Below are 14637 nucleotides of genomic sequence, written 5' to 3' on the forward strand. Positions count from 1 at the left end.
CCCGCTCATATCCTCCGGGTCGTTCAGGACGGTCACGAAGTCGGAGAGGCTCGGATTCTTCAAACCGACTTTGTAGATCGCAACCCCGCTTCGACATTCTCGTCCATGGCCTTCAGCCCCTCGAAATGTCGGGAGGCCTCCTGCCAGGCGAGCCCCAAAGTCTCGGTGAACGCAAGGATCTCGTCTGTTCCCGGAACGACCTGATAGGCAAATATCTCTTTTGTATCGTGCATCGAAACCTCCTTGAGCTGCGACAGCCTAAGGCGCGTTTCCGGTTGCTGTGAACTATCAAAAGTGTGAGCGGCAGTTTCCGGAAGGAGGGAGGACAAAAAGAAGGAAGAGGGAAAAGAAACCGGTCGCAGATCGGTCTTCCAGTCGCCGCTTGCGCTCAACCGCCGCCTGCGCATCCCGGCCACTCGTCCCGCGCAGGGCTGTTAGCCCCGCTCGGACATCGCAGCAGGGACGCTCGGCCGCAGTTGCGCCGGGCCGCCCGCCCCGCGGTCCGGGAGGTGTCTTCGAAAGAAACGAAGACAGGAAGGACCGGCAAGCGAGCCGTGTCCCGCATCTCGGAAGAGGAAAATCCCATGCACATCATGAAGGTCGATCCGCGCTCGTTGAAGGACAACCCGGACAATACTCGTCAGTCGAAATCCACCCCGCAGGCTGATGCGCTGCTGCTCGCGACCATCAAAGCCGTCGGCATCATCCAGCCGCCCGTCATCTTTCCGCAAAGCGATGGCGGAAACGGCTACGTCATCGAAGCCGGCCATCGGCGGACCCGCATGGCGATCGCCGCGGGCCTTGAGGAAATCGAGGTTCTCGTGGTCGAAGCCGCTAACGATAATGGCGCCATGCGGTCCATGGTCGAGAACATCGCCAGGGAGCCGCTCAACCCCGTCGACCAGTGGCGCGGCATCGAACGCCTGATCGCACTCGACTGGACCGAGGAAGCGATTGCGGTCGCACTTGCCCTCCCCGTCCGGCAGATTCGCAAGTTGCGGCTGCTCGCCAATGTCTTTCCGGCGATGCTCGACCAAATGGCGCTCGGCGACATGCCGAACGAGCAGCAGCTTCGAACGATCGCGGCGGCACACCTCGATGAGCAGAAGGAAGTCTGGAAGGCGCAGAAGCCGAAGAAGGGCCAGCCTGCCACGTGGTTCCAGATCGCCAACGCGCTGAGCAAGACCCGCATGTACGCAAAGGATGCGAGCTTCGGCGACGATCTCAGGGAAGCCTATGGCATCGAATGGATCGAGGATCTGTTTGCCCCTGCCGATGAGGACAGCCGCTACACCACCAACGTCGAAGCCTATCTCGGCGCCCAGCAGGAGTGGATGACCAACAATCTGCCGAAGAAGGGCGTGATCGCCGAGGTCACGCAATGGGGTGACGTAAAGCTGCCGCAGAAGGCCAGCCGCGTTTATGGCAAGCCAGGCAAGGGCGACCACACCGCAATGTACCTGGATCGGAACGGCAAGGTTCAGACCGTGCATTACCGGATGCCGGAGGAGAAGAAGACGGCGGGCAAGAGAGCGGTCGTTGGAGGTGGTGCCACCGCTGGCGACGATGTGATCGACGCGCCGAAACAGCGTCCGGATGTCACGCAAAAGGGCCACGACATGATCGGTGACCTCAGGACCGACGCGCTGCACGAAGCGCTCGCTCGCGCGCCGATCGAGGACGACACGCTGACGGCGCTCCTCGTGCTCGCCTTCGCCGGCTTGAATGTACGGGTCGACTCCGGGGCAAACGACACCGTCTTCGGCACGAAGCGGTTCGCTCGCCATGCGGTTCGGTTGCTCGACTCTGACGGTAAGCTGTCCTTCGAGATCGACACGTTGCGGGTTGCCGCCCGCTCGATGCTGGTCGATGTGCTCTCTTGCCGCCGCGGCATGTCGAACAGCGGGATCGTGTCACGTATCGCCGGCGAGGCCATCGGCGCCGATGGATATCTCCCGAACATGGGCACCGAAGATTTCCTGCTTTGCCTGTCGCGGGCGGCGCTTGAGGCGTCGTGCAAGGACACCCCGGTTCTGCCGCGCCCGAAGGTCCGCGAGACCCGCGCAGCACTCGTCGAGCACTTCAAGGAAGGGCACTTCGTCCACCCGGCAGCCCTGTTCGCGCCCGATCCGAAGGAACTTGCCGACCTGATCAAGAAAGGCGAGATCGTCGAAGAGGAGGACAGCGTCACCACTGAAGAAACGAGCGATGGTCTTGGCGAACTCGCGGACGACAGCGCCGCCGGCGAGGCCGCCGAACTTGACGCCCCCGATCCGGAGGCCGACGACGGGGCTCCTGACGAGGACGAAACCGCCTACGGCATTGCGGCCGAATAGCCTCCCTTCCCTTCTCATCCGATCGACAACCGCCGCCGGCCATCACCGGCGGCGGCTTCGTTTCCATGAACCGCAGAATTCCAAGGAGATGTCTTATGTCTGCGTCCCTGATCTACGACCTCGCCCCGATCGGCTCCATCGTCGCCTGGTCCGACGGCAGCCCTCGGCCGCCCGAGCGTTTCAAGAAGAAGCTGGCGGCCTGGCAAACCCGCAACAGCAAAGGCCGCCTGATCCGCAAGGAGGGTCCGCGCCAATCCGGAAATTACGCCTCGCCCGGGCATTTCACGCTGCATGAGGCTGATTTCGGCGGAAAGAATACCGTCGTCATGCGCATTCACCGAACCTTCGGTCTCGATTCCGATCTCGCCTTCAAGGTTCTCGAACGCCCCGCACTCGGTTCTATCCGCCTCTTCGATCGCGCCGGTGCGAACGCGGAGCTTGTCCATCTCGCCGGCAATCACGAGGCGGCGGTGGCCTGGCTGAAAGAGCATGGATACCCGAATGCCATCCTCGAAGAGGTGACCGCCGACGAGGTCGCGGCGGCTCATGTCGAAGGGAGGGTTGCCGCATGAGCACGCCCGATCTTCAACACGACAGGGTTCCTACCGCCGACGACTCCGCGGTGAAATTCGGCGTCAGCGCGGACGGCTTTCCGGTCGCCCGGATCGCCGATACCTTCCTGGCAATGGTGCCGGCGCGCGATGGCGCCAGCTTCCTCGCGAGCGCCTGGCGCCTCACTCGCCCGCTGTCAGAGCTGACGCGGGAGGATTTCCACGGTCACGAAGGGCGCCTCGAAGATGAGACAGCGTTCCGCGCGCGCGTGTTCGAGACCGCGCGGCACAGCCATGAACTATCCGCGCTCGGGCGGATCCAGAGCCGCATGGCAGCGACTACGCCATGGGGTCTGTCGCAGCTCGCGACGATCTACGCCGAGGGGATCGTCTCCCATATGACCGCCGGTCATGGCGGGTTTCATCTGTCGGCCGAACGGAATGCCCGCGTCCTTCCGATGCTGCGAAAGTCCTTGCCCTGGTACGAGGAGGACGCAGAATGGGCGATTGTCGCCCTCACCTTCCCAGATCTCTTCACGTCCTACGAGCGCAAATGTGCCGATGAGACGATCCGCAATAGCTGGCCGTCCGCCTGGGAGGCGATCCACGGCCGCGAACTCCAGCCCGGCCAATCCTGGACAAAGGACCGGGAAGCCTTCGAGCGCAAGCATGCCGGCGACTGGATCGTGATCTCCGCGATCTTTTCCAGCCGCCATGCCGACATGACGGAGGTCATCGCCACGCGAGGCGGCCGGCGCGATGGGCGGGTGGAGGAGATGCGCTTTCTCGTGCCCCGCGCCGAGTATGCCGCGCGCGACCGCTTCGGTTTCGTCATCGATCCTGACCGTCATAATCCCTGTGACGGTCCTTCCAGTTTTGTGGGGTGGCAAGGGAGGGATGCGTGATGGCTGCAATGCCAATCCACCATGCGCAACTGGCGCGTATGGAAGAAGCGCGGCGGCAGACGCAGCGCCAGCTCGAACTGATCGATCGCCAGGTCTTGCGCCGGATAACATCGATCCTGCCACAGCTCGCGCGCCGGCAAACCGGATATCGGCGCGGAAAGGCGCCGGATACGGGCTTCTTCCTCGAACGTTATCGCAACAATCTCGCCGCCCTGACAGCGGAGCGTCAGCCGGAAGTTGACGCGCTGACACGAAAGTTGGCTCGGCAGGATGCAGCGATAGCCGCCTTTCGCAAACGGTTCGAACCCGTTGGCGACGCGGCTCAGCCACGAGCGGAGGTCTAGCGACATGGGTACGATCGGAGACCTCGAACGGAGCGCCGGCATTGGGCCATCGTCCGCGGAACGCACCGCGTTCTGGCAGCAGTTCCACCACCTCAACGGAAAGGCGTGCCTCGACGCGGGCGTTGCGGAGCTTAAACGAATGATCGCCGCGAGGGAGGAACAGGCTGACGTTGCCTCGAGTAAGCAGCGCGCTGTTCCGAAGCGCGAAAGACTTCCTCCTTTGAGCGGTGAACAGGAAGCCGCGCTCCAGGCCTATGCCGCAAGACACGGGCGTCGCTGGAAGAGCATCCTGAACAACGTCTGGATGGGTGGCGCGCCCTATGACGATGGCGGGACACTCCGCGGTCTTCGAAACACGCACGGTCCGAGCTGGCTGCAATATTATCGGCTGCCCAAGCCGAAACCCTCGGCCGAGACCATCATCGCGCCAATTGAGCGTGCGGCGAGTTCGGGAAGTGACGACGTATAGCGTCCCGGCAGCCATCTTCCTTTCAGTACCTGGTTGGACCAGACCCCGTGCCGATTTGCCCTTCGGTTTTGCTGCGGTCTGAACCAGCGGCCGTTCGCTTCAAGGCCGCTATCCGCGCCGCCCGGCGGCCGGAGGCGCCGTCCCTCACGGAGCAGGCTTGCGGGCCTCGCAGGGCAGGATGCCCCGCTTGCCCGCAAACCGGCTCCGCTCAGCCTGTCGTCTCCGGACCTTGAAGCGCCCGTCTTCCGCCGGTTCGGGGCGACCGCACCGAAGGGCAAATCGGCACGGGGCCGGAGCCGCTTCGAGGTTGAAAGGAAGAAATCATGGCAAAGCCCGCTACCTCCCCTCGTCAATCCGCTCGCGTCGTGGCTCTGCGCAAAGGCGCAACCGTCGAAATGGTCCGGCTCACATGCCCCGACAGTGCCCAGGCGCTGAAGATCGCCGAGAGCTTCGGAACCGCGATCGTCGACAGCGACGGAATCCGCGATCTCCATGAGCGTCTGATCTCCGAGACGGCCGATGCTCTGAGCGATGGTCTCGGCGAAAAGGCCATGCAGATCCATCTGCAGCGGATCGTCGGCGCCTTCGTCGGCTCGGCGCACGGCGCAGGCCAATTCTATAGCCGCGCCGTCACCGAGGCACGCGATGCCACGGCCAAGGCTGCCAACGACGCCCGCGACGAGGACCTCGACGGCCCTGTCGGCTACGACAGTGCTGCCCAGCGCAGACGCGAGTTTGCCGCCGACATGGGCGTGCAGGCTCATGCGCTTCGGGTGGCCGCGGAGGGCGCCGTTGCAGCCTACAAGCAAATCGTCGGTGAGGCCTGGAAACCCTTCGATCGGCCCGTCGAAAACCCAGGTCACTCTCTTGATCGCAAGGCGGCCGAAGCACAGATGTCGGCCTTCGACTGAGCGCTTTCGGGCGGGGCTCCGGCCCCGCCTTTTTCCATGTCGGGAAGCAAGCGTGCCTACGGCCTTGGAAAAGGTCGCCCGATGATCTACATTATTTTCGAGATTTATCTACATGGAGACGACCCATGCCGATCAACGTCAACAATCCGGAAGCGGACGCGCTGACGCGCAAGTTCGCCGAAATGGCCGGCGTCGGCATTACCGACGCCATCGTCATTGCCATGCGGGAGGCGATCGAGCGTCGCAATCGCGCGGAGACGCCACTGCAGACTGCTGCGCGGCTGCGGGAAAAGCATGGGGTCGCGATGAGCGACGACGTCCGCAAGCCTCTTCCTCCTGAAGCCTTCGACGAAATGTGGGATGACGCCTGATGTTCGTCGATGCCTGCGCCATCATCGCGCTTCTCTCTGATGAGCCGGAAGCGGCGCGCGTCTCCGACGCCGTTGCTTCTGCCAGACATCCCTTCACATCTCCGGTCGCCATTCTCGAAACAGTCCTCGGCCTTGCACGGCCCGACAAGTTCAATCTTCCAGTGCCCGCGGTCGAAACGATCGTGATGGAATTCCTCGAAGCGCGGGAAATCGAGATTCGCGATCTTCCGCCCGCATCCGAGACGACGAGGCTCGCCCTTGTCGCTGCTCACCGCTATCGCAGCGGCCGCCATGGCCTGAACCTCGGCGATTGCCTGCATTATGCCTGTGCCAAATTCCATGGCGTGCCGATCCTCGCCACTGCGGATGAGTTCAGGTCGACCGACCTCGAAACAATTCCTTGAATCTCCTGAAGCAGTGACGCCGAGATCGGCCCGTCGCGAACCCGTCCGGCTTTTGGTCCTGGCGGAGCGAGGCGTTCGGGCAACGGCTTCGCCGTCCTCCACGTCCGTTCCGGCCTTTCGGTGCCCTCACCCCTTTCCGCTCCGCACTTTGGACCGCCGTGACGGGGTCGCGATCGGCGCGACCTCCTTGAATTGGAGGTTTGAAATGAGCAGGAAGGACGAAGGCCAGCGGGCCGACATCTACACGCGGATCACTGACAAGATCATCGAGGATCTGGAGAAAGGAGTTCGCCCATGGATGAAGCCATGGAACGCCGCGAACACGAACGGTCGTATCACCCGGCCGCTTCGCCACAACGGTCAGCCCTATTCCGGCATGAATGTGCTGCTGCTTTGGTCGGAGGGCCTGGCCCGTGGATATTCCTCGCCGATGTGGATGACATTCAAGCAGGCGCTTGAACTGGGATCGGCCGTGCGGAAGGGCGAGACCGGCTCGACCGTCGTGTTCGCGAGCCGCTTCACGAAGTCGGAGACCGACCGCAACGGCAACGATGTCGATCGGGAAATTCCCTTTCTGAAGGCGTACTTCGTCTTCAACGTTGACCAGATCGACGGTCTGCCGGACCACTATTACCATCGGCCGACACCGGTCCTCGATCCGATTGAGCGGATCGAGATTGCCGATCGCTTCTTCCGCGACACTGGCGCCGTCATCCGGCATGGCGGATCGCAGGCATATTATTCGCCGGTGACCGACCACATCCAGATGCCGCCGTTCGAGACCTTCCGGGATGTGGAGTCCTACTACGCGACCCTTGGACATGAGGAAATTCATTGGGTTGGAGCCAAAGATCGTCTTGATCGCGATCTGTCGCGCTACGCGAAGGACCGGACGGAGCGCGCCCGCGAGGAATTGATTGCCGAACTCGGCAGCTGCTTTCTCTGCGCGGACCTCGGGATTGCTCCAGAGCTGGAGCCGCGACCGGATCACGCCTCTTACCTTCAGTCGTGGCTCACCGTTCTCTCAAATGACAAGTGGGCGATCTTTCAGGCGGCAGCGCATGCGCAGCGTGCAGTCAGCTATCTTCACGGTCTGCAGCCGTCCGCGGAAGGTGCCGACAAGGCGGCGGCATAGGCGTGCTTTGAATCAGGGACGGTCGCCAGTACCGACGGCCGTCTCTCTGATTGGCTCTGGTTCGGTTTGCGGATGCTGGTTCAGGGTGAGGTCCAACGTGCCCCAGATCGATGACTTCGTGGCATCGGACTTGGGTTTGCGAGACGGCTTCCTCTCGACGATGAACGGTTTTGTCTGCTGACGCATAAATCCTCCTGGGCGACGAATCGCGCCTGAACGATATCGCGCACGCCACCGAACACAACAGGCTGTCATTCCAAGTTTCATACCGACGGTTTCGACGGCATGCCGTCGCCATTCGCGACAAAAGGATTCCCACCCTCCCCCGCCTGTCCAGGTTGTTTGTAAGGAAAACACTTCGCCACATGGGTTGTTGCGGAATGCTGCGTCGCACAAATATAGGATGCGAGGATATCAACTGGAAGGGGCAGGCTGTGGAAAAATACGTGGGCGCGAAGCTGCATGGCATTCGAGTGACCGACGCAAAGCTGAACTACCACGGCTCGATCACGATCGATGCGGACTTCTGCCGGGAGGTCGGTCTGAAACCGCTGGAATATGTGGAAATCTGGAACAAGATGTCCGGAGCAAGGATCAGCACTTACGTGCTCTACGGTGATCCGGGCTCCAGGTGCTGCATTCTTAACGGTGCGGCCGCTCGCACGTGCCAGCAAGGCGATGAGATTATCATCGCGTCCAGCGTCTTTTGCGAAATCGATGACATCATCAAGCTCAAGCCACGCGTGCTGGTCTTCGGAGAAAACAATGAAATCGTCGACAGGATCACCTACGAGGTCTTTCGCCGTGCAGACAATTCTCTCGACATGGCCGTGAGCTCCGAGCTGCCCGACAACAGCTACGGATTTCCGGCCTCCATTTCCGGATAGCCTGATGCAGTCGGACGGCGTCCCTGGACGTTTGCCGATGTGGATTGCCACGACACCGTTTTCGCCTATTGCCGTTGCCCTTCAGGGGAGCCATTGTCCCGTCCCTTTACCTGACGTTAGCGGCGCTCCATTTGCGGGCTCGATGAGGCATGTCTGACCGGAGAGCGGCGTCGCCTCGATCGTCCTCCCGCAACGGCCATTCGAAACTTTCTTCCCCTGCCGACTTCGTCGCCATTCCTCGCGCGACAACAAAGTTGCTCCCGGCCGCCCTCCATTTCATTTCGGCCCTCTGGGTGCGGTCCGATCGTCCCCGGTCCTTGCGACAGCCATCGAGGCCGCAATGGAGCGGCCCGAAACAGCAAAAGGAACTTGGACAATGGCTACCATCGGCACCTTCACCTCCACCGAAAACGGCTTCTCCGGCTCGATCCGCACCCTCGCCCTCAACGTCAAGGCCCGCATCGCCCGCGTCGAAAACCCCTCCGACAAGGGGCCGCACTTCCGCATCTACGCCGGCAACGTCGAGCTCGGCGCCGCCTGGCAGAAGACCTCCGAGCAGGGCCGCGACTATCTCTCGGTCAAGCTCGACGACCCGAGCTTCCCCGCCCCGATCTACGCAACGCTGGCCGAAGTCGAAGGCGAAGATGGCCTGCAGCTGATCTGGTCACGCCCCAACCGCGACTGAGGTTCTCGAGGCTCCGCCGATCCGGCGGAGCCTCTCCCGCCAAAGTGAGAAGCCGGCACCAGGCATCGAGCCAGGTTCCGGCTTTTTGGTGCCATGCGGAAACGGGGATAGCCGCTCAGATTTCCTGATGGTGCCGGGCCGGGCCGACGGCATCAAGGACGAGCGGTTAACCCCCAAATTTCAGGCCCGGTCCTGCGGCCCGATCCAGAAATTCGGCTCCCCCACTCGCCGCCTCCGGCGGTCGCTATCGCGATCCCTGACCCCGCCATCCCGTCCCGCCCTGCGAGCTCGTCTTTCACGAACTCAAGGAGATGAGATCATGACGATCGAACAGCACATCGAAGAACTGCGGGCCGAGCTGAACAACGCATGCGACGCGGCCGAGCGCCGCCAGATCGAGGGCGAGCTTGAACTTGCACGGGCCGAGCTCGCCGTGCAACTGGCCGAGCAGGTCGGCACCATCAAGGCCGAGCCGCCCTTCTGAGGCGGCTTCTCTTCTCATTTCAGAGCCGAGCTTCGTCGGCGATCACCGTCTCCGATTCCAGCGCTTTCCGCCCGAGGAACAACCGCGCCATCGCATCTCTCCTTTCGACACAGCTGTCATCTACGTCAGGGGATGTTGCAGTCCTCGCGTCACGCCGCAACCTTGCGCCACCAGAATTTTCCCCACCGCATGCGGCTCCTCGCCCAGTCAAAATTCAGGCGGCTCCAGGTTCTCCGCTCGCGCTTCGACCGTTCCGGTGCGGCCCTCCTCCGAGGTCTGCTTTCGATCCCCGCGATATCAGCAATTCGAAAGGAGAACCTACCATGCAACAACTCGCAAAGTTCCTTGCAGCCACCGGCCGCCGGCTCGGTAATCTCGGGAGAGTGATCTGTCACTTCTTCCGCAAGGGAAAGCTCGGGCTGAAGCTCGCGATCAAGATTCCGTTCTTCGTCGAGATCGAGCTCAACTTCGAGACCGACTGGAATAGGCGCGAATGACGCGCCATGGCCGCCCTCGGCGGCCCTTTTCCTTCGTTCCGGCTCGGGCGTCATCGTTGGTCAGCTGAGAGGACGCTGGGCAAAAGTCCTCGGTCGATAGCCGCGAGCTCGCTTCTGCCGCGTCAGGTCGAGGAACAGTCTGACCGCTTCTTCCTCCCGCCCGAAATGGTGCACCATCATTTGTCCAGAGGTCCCGATCCGCCCCCAGCGTCGCGTCAGGCAGGTTTCCCCGAAAAGCGATATGGAAATCTGCATGGCGTAAAAGCGGGCCATGTTCTTCGCCGTGTCGGTTCGCTCGATGTAGAGCTGGTAAGGTTGCGTGACCATGTTCGCAGAGTCGCCGATCCGTGCCCGAGCGTCCAACGACAGTTTTGAATCGTTCGAGGCCAACCGATTCATTGCGGTGATGTTTCTCAAAACCTGAGCGATTGTCTGGGCGAGTCGGCGCAGCCGCACGGCTCTAGTCGCTGTGGCTCCCGGAGCCCAGTCGGTCTCCGCGCATTCGCGTGACGATCCTCTCGCGGATGGCACAGGGCCAACCTCGCGCGATCAGTTGCAGTATCCCGAGCGCTCCGGACATGGCCGTGCAAGTCATCCGAGAGTGGATCCGACGACTTCATTCAAACTTTAATTTAATTTTCATTCTCTCTGAATAATTATTATTGCAATCAGGTTCAACTAGGCAAAGCACCTGCGGATCAGGCACTGCAGCGCAATGAGAGAAAGTCAGAGACATGGCAGAAATTATCGACTTCCCCTTGGAGCGCAGCCTCAGCACCGAACAACGTGCACTGATCGACCAGATGGAAGAAGAAGGCGGCCGCTTTCTCAAGGCGACGGAGAGCCTGCTTGGCGTCCTGCGGCAAGCTGAACGTACGCAGAAGGCAATTCTCGCCTACCAAGCCGAGATCAAAGGCCGGAGCGGAGGAACGGCGCAGGTAGCCAGTCGCGAAGCGGGCGACGGTTCCGCAGCTGGCGACTATCGCGGCAGCACTATCCGATATGCATCCGATGACTGAAGTTTTTCGAGTGGGTGACGATCGTCGCCATCGTGGCCATACGTGAGGGGACAGACCGTGCTTGGGTTCGCAAAACAAAAACAATATGCTCTCCTCTTGGGAGCAGCACTCCTCCTTGGCCACAGCGCAAGAGCGCAAGACATAGACTTGATGAACGGGGTGGTAGCCCGCCCTGGTGACAAGGACACAATACCCGCAGAAAAATTCAAGAAGGCGAGCCCCTGGAAAATCGGGATGAGCCACTTTGGCGTCAACGCCAACACATGGGCTGCCCAAATGGCCGCTGAATCGCAAGCCGCTGCCAAGAGTGATCCGCGCATTTCTCAGTTCGTGCTGCTCGACGCCAATCTCAGCCAGGCCAAGCAGATCGCCGATATCGATGAGCTGATCGCCCAGAAGGTCGATGCCATCATCGTGACACCGGTCTCTCCGACCTCCGCAGATGCTGGTATCGAAAAAGCGGTCAATGCCGGCATTCCCGTCATCGTCCATACGGGCCTTACCAAAACCGACAAATTCACCGTCGATATTCAAGGCGGCGGCGAGAACTTCGGAAAGGTCTCGGGAGAGTTCCTGGTCAAGGAACTCGGAGGCAAGGGCAATATCTGGGTCCTGCGCGGACTGCCGACTCATCCCGAAGACATCAACCGCTACAAGGGCCTGCTCGAAGCCATCAAGGGCACCGATATCAAGATCGTGGCCGAAGATGCCGGTCTCTGGTCGTATGATTACGGCCACAAGGTTTGCGAGACCTTCTATCTCGAAAACCCGAAGGTCGACGGCATCTGGTCATCGGGCGCCGACATGAGCCGCGCCTGCATGGATGTCTTCCAGCAATATGGCGCGAAGGTTCCGCCGATCACCGGTGAGGTGAACAACGGATTTCTCCAGAAATGGATCGACAGCGGGGTTGATGCCATCGCCACCGAATACGGGCCGGAACAAGGGGCCGCAGCTGTTCGCGCTGCCGTCGCGCTGCTCGATGGCAAAGCCATTCACAAACGCTATGTCTATGAGCCCGACGGCTGGGACATCCAGAAGGCAAAGGCGAATTACCGCGCTGACCTGTCGGAGAAGTTCTGGATGCCAAGCAGCCTGACCGACACCGATCTTAAGGCCCTGTACGGCAAGTAAGACAAATGCCTGCCCCGCGTTACCGCGGCTCGATGAACGTCAGAAGTCGATGTCATCACGAAACTATTCGAACCACCCCAGCGAGCGTGGCGTGATCAAAGCGCCCACTGTCGCCCCGAATCCAAGGAGCCGTCTTCGATGACACCAGCAACAGCGAAATCCAACGACCGACGTAATTTCGGGATCGCCGGACGCTTGACGGCGGCATTTGTCGGCATTGCTGCCCTCGCCGCCATCGCCGGCGCCTCCTCGTCCTGGTATTCGATGAAAAGTTCCGGCATCGTCAAGGAACTCGGCGATCGAACCCTCCCAACCGTCACCGAATCCCTCGCCTTCGCGCAAGAAAGCGCCATCCTTCTCGCAGAGGCGCCCAATCTCGTCTATGAGCCGGATCTCGCTTCGCTCGACGCAAGTTCGAAGCGCCTGGAAGCCATCCTCGCCGGTCAAAGCGGTCGACTGACGGCTTTGCGCGACCTTGGCGTGGCGCCGGAACTGCTCGATTCGGTCGAGAAGACGAGCCAAAGCCTCGAACCAAAGCTCAATCAGCTGACAGCCATATCTTCCGACCGGATCAAGGCGAAATTCCGCATGCAGGAGGGCGTGGCTCGCGCTCTGTCCCGTTACAAGTCCCTGGCGTCAATGCTCCGCAACGCGCAGGTCGGAGCGGTGGACAGCAGTATCGAGCGATCGCGTGCCCTGACCGATCTCCAGATGGCGGCCGCCGAGATATCGACACTGATATCGGCGATACCGGATGCGTCAGACACCGAACTGGCCGCAGTCAAGGATCAATATGATGCGACTGGCAAGGAGATTGACAGCATCCTCGCGCGGCTGAAAGCTTCAGGCGGTAGTGCTGCGATGCAACAGCTTGTCACGGCTCTCCAGAATGAGGGTGGAGGTCCTGAAGGCCTGTTTGCGCTTCGATCCGCCCAGGCCAAGGTCAACGGTCAGATCGCAGATATGCTGAATGATCTGACGGTGACCTCCATCATCCTTGGCGTCGACGTCAAATTGATCGCGGCGAAGGAAAAGCAGGCCGCCCGAAATGCTGCGGAATTGTCTCGGGGGATGACCCAGCAGACTGTCGCCGTCAATGCGGCAACGAGCTTTCTGGTGATTGCAGCCGCGCTTGCCGCCCTGTTCTACGTCCGGCGTTTCGTGACGCGGCGGCTGATCAGGCTTGCGACGGTCATGGGCCGTATCGCCTCCGGTGATCATTCCACTCAGGTTCCCATGTCCGGTCGCGACGAGATAACGGACATGGCCGGCGCTGTCGAAGTGTTCCGCGCCAATGCGGTCGCCAATATTCGCCTCGAGCAGGAAGCGGAAGAACAGCGAAACCTGACGGAAGACGATCGTCGCCGTAAGGCTGAAAGCGATCGCCTCCGGGCAGAAGCCATGGCCCAAGCCACCCAAGGTCTCGGCAAAGGGCTCAAGCACCTTTCTGCGGGTGATTTGACGTTCCGTCTCTCCGAGCCCTTCGCGGATGAATTCGAGACGCTGCGCGCCGATTTCAATGGCGCGGCCGGCCAGCTTGCCGAGACGCTGCGCTCCGTCGCCGACGCGGCCAACGCCATCGATAGCGGCAGCCGCGAGGTTAGCATCAGCGCCGATGATCTCTCCAAGCGCACCGAGCAGCAGGCCGCGTCGCTGGAAGAAACGGCGGCGGCGCTCGACCAGATCACCGTGAATGTCGCCAATTCTTCCAAGCGGGCCGACGAAGCCCGCAGGATCGCCGCCCAGGCCAATACCAGTGCCTCCCAATCCGGCCAAGTGGTGGCGAGTGCTGTCGACGCCATGGAGAAGATCGAGCAATCGTCGAAGCAGGTCTCCAACATCATCGGCGTCATCGACGAAATCGCGTTCCAGACCAATCTACTTGCGCTCAATGCCGGCGTCGAAGCGGCCCGTGCCGGCGAGGCCGGCAAAGGCTTCGCGGTTGTTGCACAGGAAGTGCGTGAACTCGCGCAACGCTCCGCCAAGGCCGCCAGAGAGATCAAGGAGCTGATCCGCAACTCCTCCGTCGAGGTGGAGAATGGCGTGAAGCTCGTCAGCGAGACCGGGACTGCCCTGAAAACCATCGAGGGCTACATCGTCACCGTCAACCAGCATATGGACTCGATCGCGACATCGGCCCGGGAACAATCGGTCGGTCTCGCGGAGGTGAATACCGCCGTCAACCAGATGGATCAGGTCACGCAGCAGAATGCGGCCATGGTCGAGGAGAGCAATGCGGCGAGCGCGACCCTTGCCGGTGAAGCAGGACGGCTTCGCGACCTGATCAGCCAGTTCCAGTTTGGCGAAGCCATGCGCCGGCCGGCGTCCCTCACCGAGGCGAGCCCATCCAGCCGGCCGGTCGCATCGCCCGCGCGCCGGATCGTCGGCGCCGTCGCCAAGGCCTTTTCCGGCAACGCCGCCGTCAAGCAGACCTGGGAAGAGTTCTGAGCGGAGCTGAAGGTGCACTGACTGAAGGTCTTTTGGCCATCAGAGCTGGCAAGCGGT

Annotated in this window: 18 protein-coding genes; 16 read left to right on the forward strand and 2 right to left on the reverse strand. The window is 61.5% G+C overall.

Going from position 1 to position 14637, the window contains the following annotated elements:
• Nucleotides 1-59: 59 nt before the first annotated feature.
• Entirely contained in the window at nucleotides 60-233 is a 174-nt protein-coding gene (locus EXN68_RS27980; protein WP_236771566.1) for a hypothetical protein, read from the reverse strand.
• Between the two features lie 351 nt (nucleotides 234-584).
• On the opposite strand from EXN68_RS27980, the gene EXN68_RS25030 reads away from it, so the two are divergent.
• From EXN68_RS25030 to EXN68_RS27760, 13 genes are all read left to right on the forward strand, one after another.
• The gene (locus tag EXN68_RS25030; protein ID WP_012475976.1) at nucleotides 585-2336 is read left to right on the forward strand and encodes a ParB/RepB/Spo0J family partition protein; all 1752 of its coding nucleotides are present in this window, start codon (nucleotides 585-587) and stop codon (nucleotides 2334-2336) included.
• A 95-nt stretch (nucleotides 2337-2431) separates the two neighbouring features.
• Nucleotides 2432-2908, forward strand: a complete 477-nt coding sequence (locus EXN68_RS25035; RefSeq protein ID WP_077768134.1) for a Nif11-like leader peptide family natural product precursor — start codon at nucleotides 2432-2434, stop codon at nucleotides 2906-2908.
• Entirely contained in the window at nucleotides 2905-3792 is an 888-nt protein-coding gene (locus tag EXN68_RS25040; protein WP_012475978.1) for a DUF7007 domain-containing protein, read from the forward strand. Before EXN68_RS25035 ends, EXN68_RS25040 begins: the two co-directional genes overlap by 4 nt.
• Entirely contained in the window at nucleotides 3792-4136 is a 345-nt protein-coding gene (locus tag EXN68_RS25045) for a hypothetical protein (protein WP_012475979.1), read from the forward strand. The genes EXN68_RS25040 and EXN68_RS25045 overlap by 1 nt, the downstream gene beginning before the upstream one ends.
• Before the next feature lie 4 nt (nucleotides 4137-4140).
• Nucleotides 4141-4605, forward strand: coding sequence for a hypothetical protein (locus EXN68_RS25050; RefSeq protein WP_012475980.1), 465 nt, complete (start codon nucleotides 4141-4143; stop codon nucleotides 4603-4605).
• Nucleotides 4606-4928: 323 nt separating this feature from the next.
• Entirely contained in the window at nucleotides 4929-5516 is a 588-nt protein-coding gene (locus EXN68_RS25055) for a hypothetical protein (protein ID WP_012475981.1), read from the forward strand.
• A 125-nt stretch (nucleotides 5517-5641) separates the two neighbouring features.
• Nucleotides 5642-5887, forward strand: a complete 246-nt coding sequence (locus EXN68_RS25060; protein ID WP_077768133.1) for a type II toxin-antitoxin system VapB family antitoxin — start codon at nucleotides 5642-5644, stop codon at nucleotides 5885-5887.
• The gene (locus EXN68_RS25065; RefSeq protein ID WP_077768132.1) at nucleotides 5887-6291 is read left to right on the forward strand and encodes a type II toxin-antitoxin system VapC family toxin; all 405 of its coding nucleotides are present in this window, start codon (nucleotides 5887-5889) and stop codon (nucleotides 6289-6291) included. Before EXN68_RS25060 ends, EXN68_RS25065 begins: the two co-directional genes overlap by 1 nt.
• A gap of 205 nt (nucleotides 6292-6496) precedes the next feature.
• Nucleotides 6497-7426 (forward strand): ArdC family protein, encoded by a 930-nt coding sequence (locus EXN68_RS25070; protein ID WP_077768131.1) that lies wholly within the window; start codon nucleotides 6497-6499, stop codon nucleotides 7424-7426.
• A 434-nt stretch (nucleotides 7427-7860) separates the two neighbouring features.
• Entirely contained in the window at nucleotides 7861-8313 is a 453-nt protein-coding gene (gene panD, locus EXN68_RS25075) for an aspartate 1-decarboxylase (protein ID WP_077768181.1), read from the forward strand.
• Between the two features lie 376 nt (nucleotides 8314-8689).
• Nucleotides 8690-8998 (forward strand): DUF736 domain-containing protein, encoded by a 309-nt coding sequence (locus tag EXN68_RS25085; protein ID WP_015084482.1) that lies wholly within the window; start codon nucleotides 8690-8692, stop codon nucleotides 8996-8998.
• A 319-nt stretch (nucleotides 8999-9317) separates the two neighbouring features.
• On the forward strand, nucleotides 9318-9482 hold the full coding sequence (locus EXN68_RS27755; RefSeq protein WP_162854301.1) for a hypothetical protein: 165 nt from the start codon (nucleotides 9318-9320) through the stop codon (nucleotides 9480-9482).
• A 323-nt stretch (nucleotides 9483-9805) separates the two neighbouring features.
• Nucleotides 9806-9979 carry a hypothetical protein gene (locus EXN68_RS27760; protein WP_162854302.1) on the forward strand — a complete coding sequence of 58 codons (174 nt, stop codon included), beginning with the start codon at nucleotides 9806-9808 and terminating at the stop codon, nucleotides 9977-9979.
• Nucleotides 9980-10039: 60 nt separating this feature from the next.
• Here EXN68_RS27760 and EXN68_RS25090 read toward each other — a convergent pair whose 3' ends face one another.
• Nucleotides 10040-10306, reverse strand: coding sequence for a WGR domain-containing protein (locus tag EXN68_RS25090; RefSeq protein ID WP_306801661.1), 267 nt, complete (start codon nucleotides 10304-10306; stop codon nucleotides 10040-10042).
• A 407-nt stretch (nucleotides 10307-10713) separates the two neighbouring features.
• Here EXN68_RS25090 and EXN68_RS25095 point away from each other — a divergent pair, with 407 nt between their 5' ends.
• From EXN68_RS25095 to EXN68_RS25105, 3 genes are all read left to right on the forward strand, one after another.
• Nucleotides 10714-10998: a hypothetical protein gene (locus tag EXN68_RS25095; RefSeq protein WP_077768129.1), complete on the forward strand. Its 285-nt coding sequence runs from the start codon at nucleotides 10714-10716 to the stop codon at nucleotides 10996-10998.
• Nucleotides 10999-11232: 234 nt separating this feature from the next.
• Nucleotides 11233-12132: a substrate-binding domain-containing protein gene (locus tag EXN68_RS25100; RefSeq protein ID WP_235675766.1), complete on the forward strand. Its 900-nt coding sequence runs from the start codon at nucleotides 11233-11235 to the stop codon at nucleotides 12130-12132.
• A gap of 138 nt (nucleotides 12133-12270) precedes the next feature.
• The gene (locus EXN68_RS25105) at nucleotides 12271-14580 is read left to right on the forward strand and encodes a methyl-accepting chemotaxis protein (protein ID WP_012475985.1); all 2310 of its coding nucleotides are present in this window, start codon (nucleotides 12271-12273) and stop codon (nucleotides 14578-14580) included.
• Nucleotides 14581-14637: the final 57 nt, after the last annotated feature.

This window comes from Martinezella rhizogenes (assembly GCF_007002745.1).
Classification (GTDB): Bacteria; Pseudomonadota; Alphaproteobacteria; order Rhizobiales; family Rhizobiaceae; genus Agrobacterium; species Agrobacterium cucumeris.